Raw genomic sequence first — 16,984 nt, forward strand, 5'->3', positions numbered from 1 at the left:
CGCCCCATGCATACATATGGCCGATCGAAATCACTCTACCGCGCGCCAATCGCCTTATCGGGATCGCGCGAATCGGAGCTAAAAATGTCGAATGAACTGAGCATGCACGCCACGACCATCGTGACGGTGCGCAAGGGCAACAAGGTGGTGATCGCCGGCGACGGCCAGGTCAGCCTTGGCCAGACCATCATGAAAGGCAATGCCAAAAAGGTGCGCCGCATCGGCAAAGGCGGCAATGTCATTGCTGGTTTCGCCGGCGCCACGGCGGACGCTTTCACCCTTCTGGAGCGGCTCGAAGCCAAGCTCGAACAATATCCCGACCAGTTGACGCGCGCCTGCGTCGATCTCGCCAAGGACTGGCGCACCGACCGTTATCTGCGCCGGCTGGAAGCGATGATGCTGGTGGCCGACAAGTCGGTTTCGCTGGCGCTCACCGGCACCGGCGACGTGCTGGAGCCCGAATTCGGCGTCATGGCCATCGGTTCCGGCGGCAACTATGCGCTGGCCGCTGCCCGCGCGCTGATGGACAGCGACAAGGATGCCGAGGAGATCGCCCGCAAGGCGATGCAGATCGCCTCCGACATTTGCGTTTACACCAACAACAACTTTGTTGTCGAAACGCTCGATGCCGGCTAACCCGCCGGTGCTCTATGATTTTCGACCGGTTACCGAAAAAGACCTGCCGATGATCGCCGGCTGGCTGGCCGAGCCGCATGTCGCCGAATGGTGGGACGATCCGGAGACGGAAATCGCCGAAATCGGGGAGCACATCGACTCTATTTCTGTAGAGCCGCTGATCGTCGAGCTCGACGGCAGGCCGATCGCCTATCTGCAGAGCTACGATCCGCATCTGGAAGATGGCCATCCCTATGCCGACCAGCCGTTCGGCACGCTCGGCATCGACCTGTCGATCGGCGTGCCGGACCTGGTTGGCAAAGGTCATGGCTCGGCTATCGTCAGGCAATTCGTCGAGCAACTGTTCGAGGAAGGTGCGCCGCGCGTCATCATCGATCCGCATCCCGACAATGGCCGCGCCATCCGCGCCTATGAAAAAGCGGGCTTCAGGGCTATCGATCGCAGACACTCTAGATATGGGGAAGTCGTGCTGATGGCCGTCGATGCCGAAGAGAGCGACCAGCGACGTGGAAGAAGGGGAATGAGTTGATGGCGACACCGGGCACTGCCAAAAATTACTCGGCCTACGAAGACAGCTGGCGGATGGGGCTTCTGCTCGTGCTCGCTCTGCTCATCTTCCAGGCCGGTGCGCTTTACGGCATGGGCCGCACGCCGATCTGCACCTGCGGTTACGTCAAACTCTGGCACGGTGTGGTGAACAGTTCGGAGAATTCCCAGCATATTTCCGACTGGTACACGTTCTCGCACATCATCCACGGCTTCCTGTTCTACGCCTTGGCCTGGTTCCTCTTCCCGCGCTCGCCAATCGGTCTGCGCCTGGCTTTCGCCGTTGTCATCGAGGGCGGCTGGGAACTCCTGGAAAACAGCCCGTTCATCATCGAGCGCTACCGCGCCGGCACCATTTCGCTGGATTACTATGGCGACTCGATCATCAATTCGGTGTCCGACACGCTGGCCATGGTGCTGGGGTTTGTGATGGCCAGAAAGCTACCTATATGGAGCATCGTCGGCCTCGCCCTCATCTTCGAACTGGGTGTCGGCTACCTCATCCGGGACAATCTGACACTCAACGTGATCATGCTGCTGCATCCGTTCGAGTCCATCAAGCAGTGGCAAAGTGGAATCTAGTGATATGACCACCTTCTCTCCCCGTGAAATCGTTTCGGAACTCGACCGCTTCATCATCGGCCAGAAGGACGCCAAGCGCGCCGTGGCCATTGCCTTGCGCAACCGCTGGCGCCGCCAGCAGTTGGAAGGCCAGATGCGCGAAGAGGTGATGCCGAAGAACATCCTGATGATCGGCCCGACCGGCGTCGGCAAGACCGAGATCTCGCGCCGCCTGGCGCGACTCGCCGGTGCGCCTTTCGTCAAGGTCGAGGCCACCAAGTTCACCGAAGTCGGCTATGTCGGCCGCGATGTCGAGCAGATCATCCGCGATCTGGTCGAGATCGCCATCGGCCTGGTGCGCGAGAAGATGCGCGAGGACGTGAAGGCGCGCGCGCACCTCAATGCCGAGGAGCGCGTGCTGGAAGCCCTGGTCGGCAAGACGGCGAGCCCGGCGACCCGCGATAGCTTCCGCAAGAAGCTGCGCGACGGCGAGCTCGATGACAAGGAGATCGAGATCGAGGTTGCCGACACCGGCACCGGCGGCATGCCCGGCTTCGAGATCCCCGGCATGCCGGGCGCCAATATCGGCGTGCTCAACATCAACGACATGCTGTCGAAGGCGATGGGTGGCAAGAAGACCAAGGCGCGCAAGACGACGGTCAAGGAGTCCTACGCGCTGCTGGTCAACGACGAGTCCGACAAGCTGCTCGACCAGGACGAGGTGGTGCGCCGGGCACTCGACGCGACCGAAAATGACGGCATCGTCTTCCTCGACGAGATCGACAAGATCGCCTCGCGCGAAGGCGGCATGGGCGCCGGCGTCTCGCGCGAAGGCGTGCAGCGCGACCTGCTGCCGCTGATCGAAGGCACGACGGTGGCGACCAAATACGGACCGTTGAAGACCGACCACATACTGTTCATCGCCTCGGGCGCCTTCCATGTCTCCAAGCCGTCCGACCTGTTGCCGGAATTGCAGGGCCGCCTGCCGATCCGTGTCGAGTTGCGGGCGCTGGAGAAGGACGATTTCATTCGCATCCTCACCGAGACCGAGGCCAGCCTCATCAAGCAGTATATCGCGCTGATGAAGACCGAAGGCGTCGACCTCACCTTCACCGACGATGCCATCGATTCGCTGGCCGGCATCGCTGTCGACCTCAACGCCAGCGTCGAAAACATCGGAGCGAGACGCCTGCAGACGGTGATGGAGCGCGTGCTGGACGAGATCTCCTACGACGCGCCCGACCGCAACGGCACCAGCGTCGCCATCGATGCCGCCTATGTGGAAAAGCATGTCGGCGACCTCTCGCGAAACACAGATTTGTCGCGATTCATCCTTTAAACGAGGGCGCCGGTTCATCCGGCGCCGGTATTAGAGCGCCGCGCGTCCTTTGGACGCGCAAAGGTCGCTCTAACAGTATTGAATCGACGCATCGGACTTTCCAAAAATCGGTTTCGATTTTTGGGCCGATGCTTAGGCACCAATTTCCGGCAAACATCATCGTGTGTGGCCGGATGGTATCATGCGGCCACCTTTCGTCTTGCCGGCTGCAAGGGCGCTCTCGACTCGACCGGGAGCTTTACCTAGTTTGCGCGGCAATTCTCTAGGCGGCGGCGCATGAAAAAACTGATCCTGCTCATTCTCGGCTTGACGCTGGCGGCGACGCTGTTCGCGGCTGACGCGGCGACATTGGTGCCGGCGGGCAACCGCAATGTCGTGCAGCCTGACATACCGGGCGCCTCCAGCCGCCGCACCCAGGCCACCAACACCACCTTCCAGGCCAAATACCGCAAGGTCTACGCTCTGTTGCAGAACGACGCCGAATTGCGCGCCAAGATCAGGAAGGCGGCTGCCGGTTACGGCATCAACCCCTTGCACATCGTCGGCGCCATCGTCGGCGAGCACACCTACAATGTCGATGCCTACGACCGGCTGCAGACCTACTACGTCAAGGCGATCTCCTACCTCTCCAGCAAGCTGTCCTTCGCCTATGACGGCGAGGACATCACCGATTTCGTGCAGCGGCCGGAATTCAAGAAGTGCACAATGTCGGACAGCTACGACCTGTGGGAATGCCGCGAGCAGGTGTGGAACCGCTCCTTCCGCGGCAAGACCGTCGGCGGCACAAGCTTTCCCAACGACCGCTTCGGCGCAACCTTCTTCCAGCCCTATTATGCCGGCCAGACCTTTGGCCTCGGCCAGCTCAACCCGCTGACCGCGCTGCAGATGAGCGATCTCGTGCACAAGGTGTCGGGGCTGCCCGAGCTCGATGTCGGCGATCCCAATGGGGTCTACAAGACCATCATGGATCCGGACCTGACATTGCCCTACGTCGCAGCGACGATCAGGAAGTCGATCGACGCCTACAAAAACATTGCCGGCTTCGACATCTCAGGCAATCCGGGGCTGACCGCCACGCTCTACAATGTCGGCAATCCCGAGCAGCGCGCCTATGCGCTGAAGGCCGAGAACGACAAGCGCCGCGCGGCGGGTGAGGCGGTCAAACTGCCCGAGGAGAATTATTACGGCTGGCTGGTCAACGACAAGCTGGACGAGCTGAAGGCGCTGTTTTAGCGGGCTTAGCTCAGCCGTCTACCTCCCCCTTTGTGGGGAGGTCGGACCGCAGGTCCGGGTGGGGGCCGGTGCCGCACCCCCACCCCGCTGCTTCGCAGCGACCCTCCCCACAAGGGGGAGGGTAAGTCAGCCCTTCACGCTGCCAGCAACGACTTCAGCTTCACATCCGGCGACCCCAACGCCTCCGGCGCCGGCTGTGCCCGTTTCGCGATCAGCATCTCGGCCAGCCTGATGTCGCGCGCCACGGCATTGCCCGTACCGAGGCCGCTCGCCGCCACCAGCCTGCCATCCTCGGCCAGATGAAACAGAATAAAAGCACCGTCGCCGAGATCGCGGCGGACCGTGCTTTTGCCCTCGTCCGAAAGGCCGGCGATCTGCAGCGACAAACCATACTGATCCGACCAGAACCATGGCACCGCGGCATGCGCTTCGCGGGCGCCCAACATGTTCTTCGCGGCCAGCGCACCCTGTTCCTGCGCATTGCGCCAGGCTTCCAGCCGCACCCGCCGGCCAGCATAGACAGCGAGCGGAAACGAGCAGCAATCGCCGGCGGCGAAGATGTCGGGATCGATTGTTTGGAGTTCGCCATTGACGGCGATGCCGTTATCGACGGTCAGGCCCGCTTCCGCGGCAAGCCCGGTCACCGGCACGGCGCCGATGCCGATGACGGCGAGATCGGCGACGATGTCCTGCCCATCGGCGAGCATGATGTGCACCTCAGCGCCGTCGTCGGCGATATCAGCGATGCCCTGACCGGTGAGCACGGTCACGCCTTCGGCCTCATGCGCCTGATGGATGATTTCAGCGATCTCCGCCGGCACCCCGCGCATGAGGATGCGCGGCTGCGCCTCAATGACGGAGACGGCAGCCCCTGCCTTGCGCGCCGAAGCGGCGAGTTCCAGGCCGATAAAGCCACCACCAATGATGGCGATGCGGTTTGCCGGGCTGAGGTGGGCGCGAATGGCCAGCGCGTCGGCAAAGGTGCGGAGGTAGACGCAGCGCGACCCCAATCCCGGCATCGGCAGCTTGCGCGGTGTCGAGCCGGTCGCCAGCAGCAGCTTGTCGTAGGGCAGGGCCGAACCGTCCGACAGCCGCACCATATGCGCCGGGCGGTCGATCGCCACCGCTTGAACGGAATGGATATGCCGGATCGATTTCTCGGCCAGAATTTCGTCGCTGGCGATCGTCTTGATCTCGGCCGCGTCGCTCGTCATTGCGTCCTTGGACAGGGGCGGCCGCTCATAGGGCACATGGGGTTCGTCACCCACCAGCGTCACCGGCCCGTCATAGCCCAGTTCGCGCAGAGCAAGGGCTGCCCGCCCGCCGCACTCGCCGGCGCCAATGATGACCATTCCCGCCTGCATGGTCCTACCCGATCTGGATCAGCACTTTGCCGGCCTCGACCTTTACCGGATAGGTGGCGAGATTGACGCAAACCGGCGCGCCGCGTGCCGCCCCCGTCTTGTAATTGAAGCGGCCATTGTGCTTGGGGCACTCGATGATGTCATCCATCACCAGCCCGTCGGCCAGATGCACCTTTTCGTGCGTGCACAGGCCATCGGTGGCGAAGTAGTCGTCATCGGGGCTGCGATAGATGGCGAAGGTGCGGCCGCCATGATCGAAGCGCATCACATCTTCTTCGTCGATGTCGCCGGCAGCACAGGCTTCGATCCAGTCGCTCATGTGTTCCTCCCAAAAGCAATTCCAGGAAAAGTGCGTTGCGGTTTTCCGTTCGGAGTTGCGTCAAAACAAAACCTTAATCGCGCGATCATTCCGCCGCGGCGGCGACGGCGTCTTTGTGGAGTTCCTCGCGGTACGGCCGCGCCGTCGGCGGCAGTTCGCGCTTGAGGAAATAGTCCTCGTTGCGCAGCTGGCGCAAAAAAGCCGGGATCATCTCGCGATAGCCCGCCAGGATCGACGGCGTCGGCGCCGGCAGATCGTGCTTGATCAGCGCATGCAGTTTAGGCAGCGCATGATAGGGCACCATCGGGAACATGTGGTGTTCGACGTGATAGTTCATGTTCCAGTAGATGAAGCGGCTGACCGGGTTCATGTAGACGGTGCGGCTGTTCAGCCGGTGGTCGACGACATTTTCCGCGAGCCCGCCATGCTGCAGCAGGCCGACCATGACATGATGCCAGGCGCCGTAGAGCCGGGGCAGCCCGACCAGCATCAGCGGCAGCCATGAACCGAAATAAAGCGCCAGCGCGATCGTCACGGCATAGATCGCCGTCCAGATGCGGGCGATGCGAATGGCCTTAGGCTGCTCCTGTTCGGGGATAAAAGTCTTTTCCGCCGCGCTGATATTGCCGGCGGCATTGCGCAGCATGTCCGACATCGCATGCCAGGCATCCAGCACGCCGATAAAGCCAAGCGCGACCCGGAACAGATCCGGCGGCCGCATGACGGAGATTTCCGGGTCGCGGCCGACGATGATGGTGTCGGTGTGGTGGCGGGTGTGGCTCCAGCGCCAGGTCACCGGATTGCGCATGATCATGAAGCAGGCGATCTGGTAAACCGCGTCGTTCATCCACTGGGTGCGGAAGGCGGTGCCGTGGCCGCATTCGTGCCAGCGTGAGTCGGTGGAGGAGCCGTAGAGCACGCCATAGACGAAGAAGAACGGCACGCACCACCAGCTGCCCCAGAACCAGGCGCCGCCGGCGGCACTCAGGATCAGCGCGGCCAGCCAGATCGCGGTGTCGCGGATCGCCGGCCCGTCGGAGCGCTGCATCAGCTCCTTCATCTGCTTGCGCGGAATATCGGTGTGATACCACTCGGCCGCCGCCAGCCCGGTCTCGACGGCGAGCTTGGAATCGCGGCCCATCAGGCTGTAGTCGCGCCGAAACGGTAGTGTGGATAGTGTCGCTTCCATAGGGGCTGCCTCCGTCGGCCACAGCATCCGTCAGGACGGATATGTCCATTACAGGCGCTTGTGTCCGAGCGCAAAATAGCGCCATGCGGTGATAGTCTCAATATCACAAAGATAGTTTCTATCATTTTCCATCAGAACGATGTAAGCAGTTGCAGGCACTCATGCGGGACAGTCATGGCAAAACGGCCAACCATCACCGATCTGGCGCGCATCTCCGGCGTTAGCGTCGCCACTGTCGACAGGGTGCTGAACAACCGGCTGCCGGTGCGCGAGGAAACCGCGCGCCGCGTCTATGAGGCGGCGACCGGCATCGGCTACCACGCCGCCGGGCTGATCAAGCGGCGCATGCGCCAGGAATTGCCGGAATACCGCCTCGGCTTTCTGCTGCTGCGGGGCAATGATGTTTTTTACGGCGATTTCGCGAGGGAGCTAGAAATGGCGGTCTCGCAATCGCAGCGCTTCCGCGGCGTCGCCACCATCGATTTCGCCAGCTCGCTAGCCGCCGACGAGATCGCCGCCCAGATGCGCAAGCTGGCAGCGAAATCCAGAGCAATCGCCGTTGTCGGTCCGGACCATCCGACGCTGACGGCGGTCGTGGAGTCGCTGAAAGCGAGGGGGCAACCTGTCTTCTCGCTGCTGTCCGACTTTGCCGCTGGCATCCGTGAGGGATATGTCGGCCTCGACAATCGCAAGGTCGGTCGCACCGCGGCCTGGATGATCGCCAGGGCGGCAAAGAACCCCGGCAAGGTCGCCCTTTTCGTCGGCAGTCATCGCTTCCACGGCCATGAACTGCGCGAGATCGGATTTCGCTCCTTCTTCCGCGAACATGCGCCGGACTTCACGGTGATGGAAACGCTGGTCAATCTGGAAGCCAACCAGGTCACCCACGATGCGATGATCGATCTCCTGGTGCGGTATCCGGATCTTGCCGGCTGCTATGTCGCCGGCGGCGGCATGGAAGGCGCGGTCTCGGCGCTGCGGGCTGCGAAGCCCGCAAGCATGCCGGTGGTCGTCTGCAACGAGATCAACGCCGAATCGCGCGCGGCACTCGCCGACAACATCCTGACCATGGTGATCTCGACGCCGCTCGCCGCCTTGTGCCGCGAGCTTGTCGACCTGATGGCGCATTCCATCGAGGCCGGCGCCGCCAACGCGCCGGGCCAGACCTTTCTGCCCTTCGACATATATCTGCCGGAAAATATCTAACGCGTTGCCGCGCCGACCCGTTCGGCGCGGGCTCTCCGGCGATGATAGAATCTATCAGAGTCTGCCTTCAGACACGGCCTGTGCCGCTGCCGGCCTTGATTCGACGTGAAATTGCGGCGAGGCGACCGAAAATCCGCTTTCCGACTTAGGAATCGCTCTTGACGTCTCGCGAAAAAATGGAATAAATATTTCATCAGATTGGTATTTTGGTTCTTTCGTTCCGGAACATCTGTTTCAAACTGGGAGCCTGGCGTTCCATCGCTTGGACAAAACGCCATACGGAACAGGAAGGCATCAGGGAGAGATTCCTCGGGCTATCGGGGATTCCGGGTAGATCGGTGCAGCCGGACACCAATGTGGAGGAGAAACACAATGAAGAAACTGATTTTGGGCGTCGCCTTTGCGGCGCTGATGAGTTCGTCCGCTTTTGCCGCCAAGGTCGGCGTGTCGATGGCCAAGTTCGACGACAACTTCCTCACCGTGCTGCGCAACGGCATGATCGAGCAGGCCAAGGGCATGAGCGGCGTGGAACTGCAGGTCGAGGACGCGCAGAACGACGTCGCCAAGCAGCTCGACCAGATCAAGAACTTCGCCGCCTCGGGCGTCGACGCCATCATCGTCAACCCGGTCGACACCTCGGCCACGCAGGCGATGTCGGACGCCGCAGCCGCCGCCAAGATCCCGTTGGTCTATGTCAACCGCCAGCCGGTCAATGTCGACACGCTGCCGGACAACCAGGCCTTCGTCGCGTCGAACGAGGCCGATTCCGGCACGCTCGAGACCAAGGAAGTCTGCCGCCTGTTCACCGAGGCCGGCAAGAAGGAAGCCAATGTCTATGTCATCATGGGCGAGCTTTCCAACCAGGCCGCCGTGCAGCGCACCAAGGACATCGAAGAGGTGATCGCCACGCCGGAGTGCAGCTTCATCAAGATCATCGACAAGCAGACTTCGAACTGGAACCGCGACGAAGCGCAGAACCTGATGACCAACTGGCTGTCGACCGGCAAGCCGTTCGACGGCGTCATCGCCAACAATGACGAAAGCGCCATCGGCGCCATCCAGGCGATGAAGGCCGCCAACATCGACATGAAGACGGTGGTCGTCGGCGGTGTCGACGCCACGCAGGACGCGCTTGCCGCCATGCAGGCCGGCGACCTCGATGCCACCGTGTTCCAGGATGCGGCCGGCCAGGGCGCCGGCGCGCTCGACGCGGCACTGAAGCTCGCCAAGGGCGAGAAGGTCGAGCACAAGGTCTACGTGCCCTTCCAGCTGGTTACGCCGGCCAACATCGACAAGTTCCTGAAGAAGAACTGAGCCGGCAACTCACGCGTAAGCAATTCCAGGAAAAAGTGTGAAGCGGTTTTCCGTCCGGAATTGCGACAAACAAACAAGAGAGCGGCGCAACCGCGCCGCTCCCGTTTCCCCCACCGCCCTGAGGGGCGGAAGGGCAAATGCGGCCTCACGGAGGACAAGGCATGTCACAGACATCTCATGGCGTCGGCGGGGTCAGCTATGACGCGAAGAGGCGGACATGGCCGGCCGAATTCAACGTCTTCCTGGCGCTGGTCATTCTGGTCGTCATCTTCGAAATGATCGGCCGCATCTTTCTTGGCGACAGCTTCCTGTTCAACACGCGCGACAACGTCGCCGGGATCTTCAATGAGGCCCGCCTGCAGATCATCATCCTGCAGGTGTCGATCGTCGGCATCATCGCCATCGGCGTCACGCAGGTGATCATTTGCGGCGGCATCGACTTGTCCTCGGGCTCGATCGTCGGCGCCACCGCCATGATCGCCATGAGTTTTGCCCAGGTGGCGACGGTCAACGGTAACCCCAACCCCAAGGCGATGTTCCTGGCGCAAGGCTGGACCGACCTGCCGGTCATCGTGCCGGTGCTGGTCGCCATCGGCTGCGGTCTGCTCGCCGGTCTCGTCAACGGCTCCTTGATTGCATACACGCGCATTCCGCCGTTCATCGCCACGCTCGGCATGATGGTGACCGCGCGCGGCATTGCCAAATGGTGGTCCAAGGGTCAGCCGATCTCGTTTCCGACCGAAAGTTTCGCTGGTATCGGCAAGGGCCTGATGCCGGTCATCATCTTCCTGTCGCTGGCGGTGCTGTTCCAGCTGATCATGACCTACACACGCTACGGCAAGCACTGCTACGCCATCGGCTCCAACGAAGATGCCGCGCGCATGTCGGGCATCAAGATCGCCAACCACAAGATCCTCGTCTATGTCATTGCCGGCATCCTCGCCGCGCTGGCCGCCGTCGTGCTATCCTCCAAGAACCTGACGGCACAGTCCGGCATGGGCGTCATGTACGAGCTCGACGCCATCGCCATGGCGGTCATCGGCGGCGTCTCTTTGTCGGGCGGCCGCGGCTCGATCGTCGGCACCGTGATCGGCTCACTGATCTTCGGCGTCATCATTTCCGGCTTCACCTTCCTGCGCCTCGACGCCTACTATCAGGAGATGGTCAAGGGCGTGATCATCGTCGGCGCGGTCGTTCTCGACCAATGGCGCCAGCGCATGCGGGCATTGAGGGCTTGACCATGCCAGATATCTCCACGACAGACATCGTCCTGAAGACCGAAAACCTGACCAAACGCTATGGCGGCGTCCATGCGCTGGAAGGCGCGAATTTCGAGCTGCGCAAGGGCGAGCATGTCGCCATCATGGGCGACAATGGCGCCGGCAAATCCACCTTCGTGCGCCAGATCACCGCCGTCGAGCAGCGCACCAGCGGCCAGATCTGGTTCGACGGCAGGGAAGTGAATTTCGCCGGGCCGATCGAAGCGCGCACGGCGGGCATCGAGACCGTGTTCCAGAATCTGGCGCTGGCCGACGATCTCGACGTGCCGTCGAACCTGTTCCTCGGCCGCGAAAAGGTGCTTTTCAATCTCGGGCCGTTCTCGATCCTCGACCGCAAATACATGCGCAAGGCGACCGAGGCGGCGCTGATCCGCACGGCAGTGAAAATCCCCAATTTGTCCAACACCATTCGCCACATGTCGGGCGGCCAGCGCCAGTGCGTTGCGATCGCCCGGACCGCGACCTTCGCCTCCAAGCTGATCATCATGGACGAGCCGACGGCAGCCCTTGGCGTGCAGGAGACCGCGCAGGTCGAAAACATCATCCGCACGCTGAAGGACAATGGCGAACCGCTGATCCTGATCAGCCACAACATGCGCCAGGTGTTCGACCTGTGCGATCGCATCGTCGTCTTCCGGCGCGGCCGCATCGTCGCCAACCTGCGCAAGGAAAACACCGACGGCAACGACATCGTCTCCTACATCACCGGCGCCAAGACCGGGGAGGCGGAACTCGCGGCCTGAACAGGATGGTCATCCTGTTTTCTGGCGTGCTCGAAAAATTATCTTGCCACCTTTCTCAAAAGGAAGGTGGAGACACAACTCTCTCGAACCCATCCCCCTAGAGGAAATACCCCATGACTGTTCGTTTCGCCCTCCTCGGTGCCGGCCGCATCGGCAAGGTCCATGCCCGCGCCGTCGGCTCCAACCCGCAGGCCAGACTGGTGGCCGTTGCCGACGCTTTTGAAAAGGCCGCGACCGAGTTGGCAACCGCCTATGGCGCCGAAGTGCGCACCATCGACGCGATCGAGAAGGCCAAGGACGTCGACGCCGTGGTCATCTGCACGCCGACCGACACCCATGCCGATCTGATCGAGCGTTTCGCCAAGGCCGGCAAGGCGATCTTCTGCGAGAAGCCGATCGACCTCGACGTCAAGCGCGTCGAGAAATGCCTGGCGGTGGTCGACAAGGCCAAGGCGACGCTGATGGTCGGTTTCAACCGCCGCTTCGATCCGCATTTCGCCGCCGTGCGCAAGGCGATCGACGACGGCGCGATCGGCAAGGTCGAGATGGTCACCATCACCTCGCGCGATCCAGGTGCGCCGCCCGTCGACTACATCAAGCGCTCGGGCGGCATCTTTCGGGACATGACAATCCACGATTTCGACATGGCGCGCTTCCTGCTCGGCGAAGAGGTGGTCGCGGTCAGCGCCCATGCCTCGGTTCTGGTCGACGAGAAGATCGGCGAAGCGGGCGATTTCGACTCTGTCAGCGTCATCCTCGAAACCGCGTCCGGCAAGCAGGCCGTCATCTCCAATTCGCGCCGCGCCACCTATGGCTACGACCAGCGCATCGAGGTGCATGGCTCCAAGGGCATGGTCGCCGCCGAGAACCAGCGGCCGGTGTCGATCGAGGTCGCCAATGAGAAGGGCTATACGCGCCCGCCGCTGCACGACTTCTTCATGACCCGCTATCTCGACGCCTACGCCATCGAGATTGCCGCTTTCATCACTGCTGCAACCTCGGGCAAGAAGGCATCGCCAAGCGGCGCCGACGGCCTCGTGGCGCTGAAGCTGGCCGATGCCGCGCTGAAGTCGGCGACATCAGGCAAGACCGTCCGTCTCGACAAGTAAGAACCGGAACCAAGGCACAGGAGCAGAGCGATGAGCACATCCGCCGATCGCAATTCGAAGACGCGCGCCATCGTCACCGGCGGCGCGCAAGGCATCGGCTTTGCCGTCGCCGAAGCGCTGGCCGACGAGGGCTGCAAAGCGCTGGCGCTCATCGGCCGCTCGCAGGAGAAGGGCGACAAGGCGGTCGCCCACTTCAAGAAGGCCGGCGTCGATGCGATCTTCATCAGCGCCGACGTCTCGAAAGTGGCGGACTGCAAGCGCGCGGTGGCAACCGCGATCTCGCATTTCGACACCATCAACGCGCTGGTCAACGCCGCCGCAACGTCCGCGCGTGGTTCACTTGTCGAAACTTCGGAAGAGGTGTTCGACCAGATTTTCCACACCAATGTGCGTGGTCCCTTCTTCCTGATGCAGGGCGTGGTGGCGCATCTGCTGGACAAGAAGGCGCCGGGCTCGATCGTCAACGTGCTCTCTATGTCGGCGCATTGCGGCCAGTCCTTCCTGGCGCCATATTCCTCGAGCAAGGGTGCGCTGGCGACGCTGACCAAGAACGTCGCCAACGCCTATCGTTTCAACCGCATCCGCTGCAACGCCGTGCTGCCGGGCTGGATGGACACCGAGGGCGAGGACATCGTGCAGAAGAAATGGCACGGTGCCTCCGACGACTGGCTGGCAAAGGCAGAGGCCGGCCAGCCCATGGGCCAACTGGTGAAGCCCGACCAACTGGCGCGGCTGATCAGCTACATGGCCAGCCCGCAATCCGGTGTCATGACCGGCTCGCTGGTTGACTACGACCAGAACGTCGCGGGGACCTCGCCGGAGTAGCCTCAAACCCTGTTGCAGCAACATCGCCATTCCCACATAGTCATGATAGTCAGGCTAGTCACGAGCATGCGATGCTAACGTCATCCCAACTGGACGGTTGCCGGGGCAAAAGCCCGGCTCTCCGAGGTCATCGAGCGCGCACAGTCCTCGCCGCAGACGATCACCAAGAACGGCAAACCAAGCGTGGTTGTCGTCTCGGCCGAGGAATGGCAGCGCAAGATCGCACGCAAGGGTACGCTTGCCGAGTTCCTGCTGGACTCGCCGCTGCGCGGCGCCGATCTCGAGCTTGAACGTCAGCGCGACGAACCGCGTGACCTGCCGCCGTGAGACTGCTGCTCGACACGAATGTCCTGTCCGAGGTGACGAGGCTAGCGCCTGACGCACGTGTCCTGGGCTGGCTGGACGAGCTTGATGAGGACCGCTCCTTCATCAGCGTAGTGTCGATCGCCGAGATCCGGCGCGGCGTCTCTCTGATGGATGAGGGCCGCAAACGCGAGGCGCTGGCCGAATGGCTCGCCCGGGACCTGCCCCAGCGCTTCGAACAGCGGGTTTTGCCGGTGAACGATGCGGTTGCCTTGGCCTGGGGCGACCTGATGGGTCTTGCGAAGCGCCGCGGTCGTGGTCTGTCGTCGATGGACGGCCTGATCGCAGCCACTGCGATTGCGCACGAGCTCACCTTGGCAACGTGCAATACGAAAGATTTCGAAGGCTTTGGGCTTGAACTCTTCGATCCCTGGACGGCATGAGCCGCTCCGCGTTATACGTGTTGGCGATTGGCGAAACCGCCGGCACTTCGTCATCCACGGGCGGAGCAAGGAGCGTAGCGACGCAGCGCAGACCCGAGGATCCATGCCGCGACTTCAGAGCGCTGCTACGGTCCAGAATTCTGCTCCGCCGCACTCCACGGCCCAGGTCACGGAATGGATCCCAGGGTCTCCGCGACGGAGCTTCGCTCCTGCTCCGCCCAGGGATGACGAAATCGCGAGGATTCGGCCCATCCCGAATTGTCTCCGCATACCCCACGTGACAAGCGCCTCGGCATCGACTATATGACGCCTGATGATCAACCTGACCGCCACCTATTGGTACTTTAGCAGCTCGCTGGCGGCGGGAGGATTGCGCTCGATCTGAAGATTGCAGCAACAAGTCCGAACAGCCGCCAGACCTGGCGGCTTTTTTGTATCAGCCGGCAGGTCTCCTAAAAACAGGAGCAGAAAGCCGTGTTGACCACCACAGACGATCTTCGGGTCAAGGAAATCCGAGAATTGAGTACGCCGGACGAGGTGATGCGGGAGATCCCGCGCACGCTGACGGCAACGCGCACCGTGAGCGCATCACGCAACGCCACCCATGCCATCTTGAACGGCACCGACGACCGGCTGCTTGTCATCGTTGGCCCGTGTTCGATCCACGACCCGGTCGCGGCCGTTGACTATGCCAGCCGGCTAGTGGCGCTGCGCGAGACCCTGTCCGACCGGTTGGAGATCGTCATGCGGGTCTATTTCGAAAAGCCGCGCACGACTGTCGGCTGGAAGGGCCTTATCAACGATCCCGATCTCGACGGCAGCTTCAACATCGACAAGGGGCTGCGGATGGCGCGCAACGTGCTGTCGGCGGTCAACAATCTCGGCCTGCCCTCGGCCACCGAATTTCTCGACATGACGACGCCGCAATACATTGCCGACCTCGTCGCCTGGGGCGCCATCGGCGCGCGCACCACCGAGAGCCAGATCCACCGCGAACTGGCTTCCGGCCTGTCCTGCCCGGTCGGCTTCAAGAACGGCACCGACGGCAATCTCAGGATCGCCGCCGAGGCGGTGAAATCCGCCGCCCAGCCGCATCATTTCATGGCGGTGACCAAGGGCGGACGCAGCGGCATTGCGACTACTACCGGCAATGAGGACTGCCACGTCATCCTGCGCGGCGGCGTTCAGCCGAATTACGATTCGGCGAGCGTCGAGGCGGCCTCGGTCGAACTTGCCCGCATCGGCGTCGCCCCCCGTCTGATGATCGATGTCAGCCACGCGAACTCGAGCAAGAAGCCGGAGAACCAGCCGAAGGTGGCGGCCGATGTCGCCGGCCATGTGGCAGCAGGGGACGAGCGTATCATCGGCGTCATGATCGAGAGCAATCTCGTCGCCGGCCGGCAGGACGTGGTATCAGGCAAGCCGCTCGTCTATGGCCAGAGCATCACAGATGGCTGCATCGACTGGGCGACCACAGAGACGGTGCTGCACGGCCTCGCCGGCGCCGTAGAATGGCGCCGCTCAGCCCGCCGCGCCATGATGGAGAACCGGCCGGGCGCCGCCTGATACGAGGCGATGCGCGGGAAGGACGCTGCGGCTCCCCTTGCACCCCGGCAACCGGTCTGCTAAATACTGAACCGTATGGTTCAGTATACCGACTTGGATTCCTCGTTCGCCGCGCTCTCGGACGCCACCCGGCGTGGCGTTCTGGAGCAGCTCGGACGCGCAGACGCTTCGATCACCGAGCTTGCCGGAAAGTTCCACATGACCCTCACGGGCATGAAGAAGCACGTCGGCGTCCTGGAGCAGGCGGGGCTCGTCACCACGCAGAAGGTTGGCCGCGTGCGGACCTGCAAGCTCGGCCTGCGCGGACTGGAGGAAGAGGCGGCCTGGATCGAGCGGCACCGCCTGCTCTGGGACGCACGCTTCAACGAGTTGGACAAGGTTGTCGAGGAATTGAAACGGAAGGAGAAAGCCGATGCGCCAAAGAACCGAGAGTGAGCCCACGAACAGCCGCACCACGGTCGAACGGAAGTCCGAACGGGAGCTGGTCGTCACGCGAACGGTCAACGGTCCGGCGCGCATCGTGTTCGAGGCGTGGACCAAGCCCGAGCTGTTCAAGCAGTGGTGGGTGCCGAAGTCGATGGGCATGTTCCTGCGTTCATGCGAGATGGATGCTCGTACCGGAGGCACGTACCGCCTGGTGTTCGGCCACGACGCCTCGGACCTTCACGAATTCTTCGGCAGGTATATCGAAGTGACACCCCACTCACGCCTCGTCTGGACCAATGAGGAAGGTGGTGACGGTGGACCCGTCACCACGCTGACCTTCGAGGAAAAGGGTGGCAAGACGCTGCTGGTCATGCACGAACTCTATCCCTCGAAGGAGGCTCTCGACGCGGCCGGTACCGGGGCGGCGGATGCGATGGGCGAGACGTTCGAGCAATTGGACGAGCTTCTCGTCGTCTTGGGCGAGGGCGTGAGGCGGTCATGACGTCATCGGTCTCGCGGACGGGGTAGCTGCCGCCCTCGACGACGAAAAGACCGGGACAGTGATCCGCAAGCGCCGCACCG

General features: G+C 62.5%; 18 protein-coding genes and 1 pseudogene. 16 read left to right on the plus strand and 3 right to left on the minus strand.

Features of this window, described 5'->3' with window-relative positions; genetic code table 11:
- Window positions 1-84: 84 nt before the first annotated feature.
- From hslV to NLY36_RS16640, 5 genes are all read left to right on the plus strand, one after another.
- Window positions 85-636 (plus strand): ATP-dependent protease subunit HslV, encoded by a 552-nt coding sequence (gene hslV, locus NLY36_RS16620; protein WP_023695988.1) that lies wholly within the window; start codon window positions 85-87, stop codon window positions 634-636.
- On the plus strand, window positions 626-1,165 hold the full coding sequence (locus NLY36_RS16625; protein ID WP_023695987.1) for a GNAT family N-acetyltransferase: 540 nt from the start codon (window positions 626-628) through the stop codon (window positions 1,163-1,165). Before hslV ends, NLY36_RS16625 begins: the two co-directional genes overlap by 11 nt.
- Window positions 1,165-1,764, plus strand: coding sequence for a DUF2585 domain-containing protein (locus NLY36_RS16630; protein ID WP_023695986.1), 600 nt, complete (start codon window positions 1,165-1,167; stop codon window positions 1,762-1,764). The genes NLY36_RS16625 and NLY36_RS16630 overlap by 1 nt, the downstream gene beginning before the upstream one ends.
- Before the next feature lie 4 nt (window positions 1,765-1,768).
- The gene (gene hslU, locus NLY36_RS16635; RefSeq protein ID WP_023672325.1) at window positions 1,769-3,082 is read left to right on the plus strand and encodes an ATP-dependent protease ATPase subunit HslU; all 1,314 of its coding nucleotides are present in this window, start codon (window positions 1,769-1,771) and stop codon (window positions 3,080-3,082) included.
- 276 nt (window positions 3,083-3,358) lie between these two features.
- Window positions 3,359-4,315, plus strand: a complete 957-nt coding sequence (locus tag NLY36_RS16640) for a DUF1402 family protein (protein ID WP_023736953.1) — start codon at window positions 3,359-3,361, stop codon at window positions 4,313-4,315.
- 134 nt (window positions 4,316-4,449) lie between these two features.
- Here NLY36_RS16640 and NLY36_RS16645 read toward each other — a convergent pair whose 3' ends face one another.
- The 3 genes from NLY36_RS16645 to NLY36_RS16655 all read right to left on the minus strand — a co-directional run bounded on the left by NLY36_RS16645 (window position 4,450) and on the right by NLY36_RS16655 (window position 7,187).
- Window positions 4,450-5,667, minus strand: a complete 1,218-nt coding sequence (locus tag NLY36_RS16645; RefSeq protein ID WP_023736952.1) for an NAD(P)/FAD-dependent oxidoreductase — start codon at window positions 5,665-5,667, stop codon at window positions 4,450-4,452.
- A gap of 16 nt (window positions 5,668-5,683) precedes the next feature.
- The gene (locus NLY36_RS16650) at window positions 5,684-5,998 is read right to left on the minus strand and encodes a MocE family 2Fe-2S type ferredoxin (RefSeq protein WP_023672328.1); all 315 of its coding nucleotides are present in this window, start codon (window positions 5,996-5,998) and stop codon (window positions 5,684-5,686) included.
- 85 nt (window positions 5,999-6,083) lie between these two features.
- Window positions 6,084-7,187 carry a fatty acid desaturase family protein gene (locus tag NLY36_RS16655; RefSeq protein ID WP_286461240.1) on the minus strand — a complete coding sequence of 368 codons (1,104 nt, stop codon included), beginning with the start codon at window positions 7,185-7,187 and terminating at the stop codon, window positions 6,084-6,086.
- A 174-nt stretch (window positions 7,188-7,361) separates the two neighbouring features.
- Here NLY36_RS16655 and NLY36_RS16660 point away from each other — a divergent pair, with 174 nt between their 5' ends.
- The 11 genes and pseudogenes from NLY36_RS16660 to NLY36_RS16710 all read left to right on the plus strand — a co-directional run bounded on the left by NLY36_RS16660 (window position 7,362) and on the right by NLY36_RS16710 (window position 16,904).
- Window positions 7,362-8,393, plus strand: coding sequence for a LacI family DNA-binding transcriptional regulator (locus tag NLY36_RS16660; RefSeq protein WP_023672329.1), 1,032 nt, complete (start codon window positions 7,362-7,364; stop codon window positions 8,391-8,393).
- Between the two features lie 372 nt (window positions 8,394-8,765).
- The gene (locus NLY36_RS16665) at window positions 8,766-9,707 is read left to right on the plus strand and encodes a sugar ABC transporter substrate-binding protein (RefSeq protein ID WP_023684065.1); all 942 of its coding nucleotides are present in this window, start codon (window positions 8,766-8,768) and stop codon (window positions 9,705-9,707) included.
- A gap of 161 nt (window positions 9,708-9,868) precedes the next feature.
- Window positions 9,869-10,945 (plus strand): ABC transporter permease, encoded by a 1,077-nt coding sequence (locus tag NLY36_RS16670; RefSeq protein WP_023687413.1) that lies wholly within the window; start codon window positions 9,869-9,871, stop codon window positions 10,943-10,945.
- A gap of 2 nt (window positions 10,946-10,947) precedes the next feature.
- On the plus strand, window positions 10,948-11,730 hold the full coding sequence (locus tag NLY36_RS16675; RefSeq protein WP_027049093.1) for an ATP-binding cassette domain-containing protein: 783 nt from the start codon (window positions 10,948-10,950) through the stop codon (window positions 11,728-11,730).
- 113 nt (window positions 11,731-11,843) lie between these two features.
- Window positions 11,844-12,839, plus strand: a complete 996-nt coding sequence (gene iolG / locus NLY36_RS16680) for an inositol 2-dehydrogenase (RefSeq protein ID WP_023703752.1) — start codon at window positions 11,844-11,846, stop codon at window positions 12,837-12,839.
- Window positions 12,840-12,869: 30 nt separating this feature from the next.
- On the plus strand, window positions 12,870-13,664 hold the full coding sequence (locus NLY36_RS16685) for an SDR family oxidoreductase (protein ID WP_023703751.1): 795 nt from the start codon (window positions 12,870-12,872) through the stop codon (window positions 13,662-13,664).
- An 87-nt stretch (window positions 13,665-13,751) separates the two neighbouring features.
- A pseudogene (locus NLY36_RS16690) lies at window positions 13,752-13,991 on the plus strand (type II toxin-antitoxin system Phd/YefM family antitoxin); the annotation flags it as partial.
- Window positions 13,988-14,410, plus strand: coding sequence for a type II toxin-antitoxin system VapC family toxin (locus NLY36_RS16695; RefSeq protein ID WP_023703750.1), 423 nt, complete (start codon window positions 13,988-13,990; stop codon window positions 14,408-14,410). The pseudogene NLY36_RS16690 and the gene NLY36_RS16695, both read left to right, overlap by 4 nt.
- 474 nt (window positions 14,411-14,884) lie before the next feature.
- On the plus strand, window positions 14,885-15,976 hold the full coding sequence (locus NLY36_RS16700) for a 3-deoxy-7-phosphoheptulonate synthase (RefSeq protein WP_023672337.1): 1,092 nt from the start codon (window positions 14,885-14,887) through the stop codon (window positions 15,974-15,976).
- Between the two features lie 75 nt (window positions 15,977-16,051).
- Window positions 16,052-16,411 carry an ArsR/SmtB family transcription factor gene (locus NLY36_RS16705; RefSeq protein WP_023672338.1) on the plus strand — a complete coding sequence of 120 codons (360 nt, stop codon included), beginning with the start codon at window positions 16,052-16,054 and terminating at the stop codon, window positions 16,409-16,411.
- Window positions 16,389-16,904 (plus strand): SRPBCC domain-containing protein, encoded by a 516-nt coding sequence (locus NLY36_RS16710; RefSeq protein ID WP_023672339.1) that lies wholly within the window; start codon window positions 16,389-16,391, stop codon window positions 16,902-16,904. The genes NLY36_RS16705 and NLY36_RS16710 overlap by 23 nt, the downstream gene beginning before the upstream one ends.
- The last annotated feature ends 80 nt before the right edge of the window (window positions 16,905-16,984 follow it).

The organism is Mesorhizobium sp. C399B (assembly GCF_030323185.1).
Taxonomy (GTDB): domain Bacteria; phylum Pseudomonadota; class Alphaproteobacteria; order Rhizobiales; family Rhizobiaceae; genus Mesorhizobium.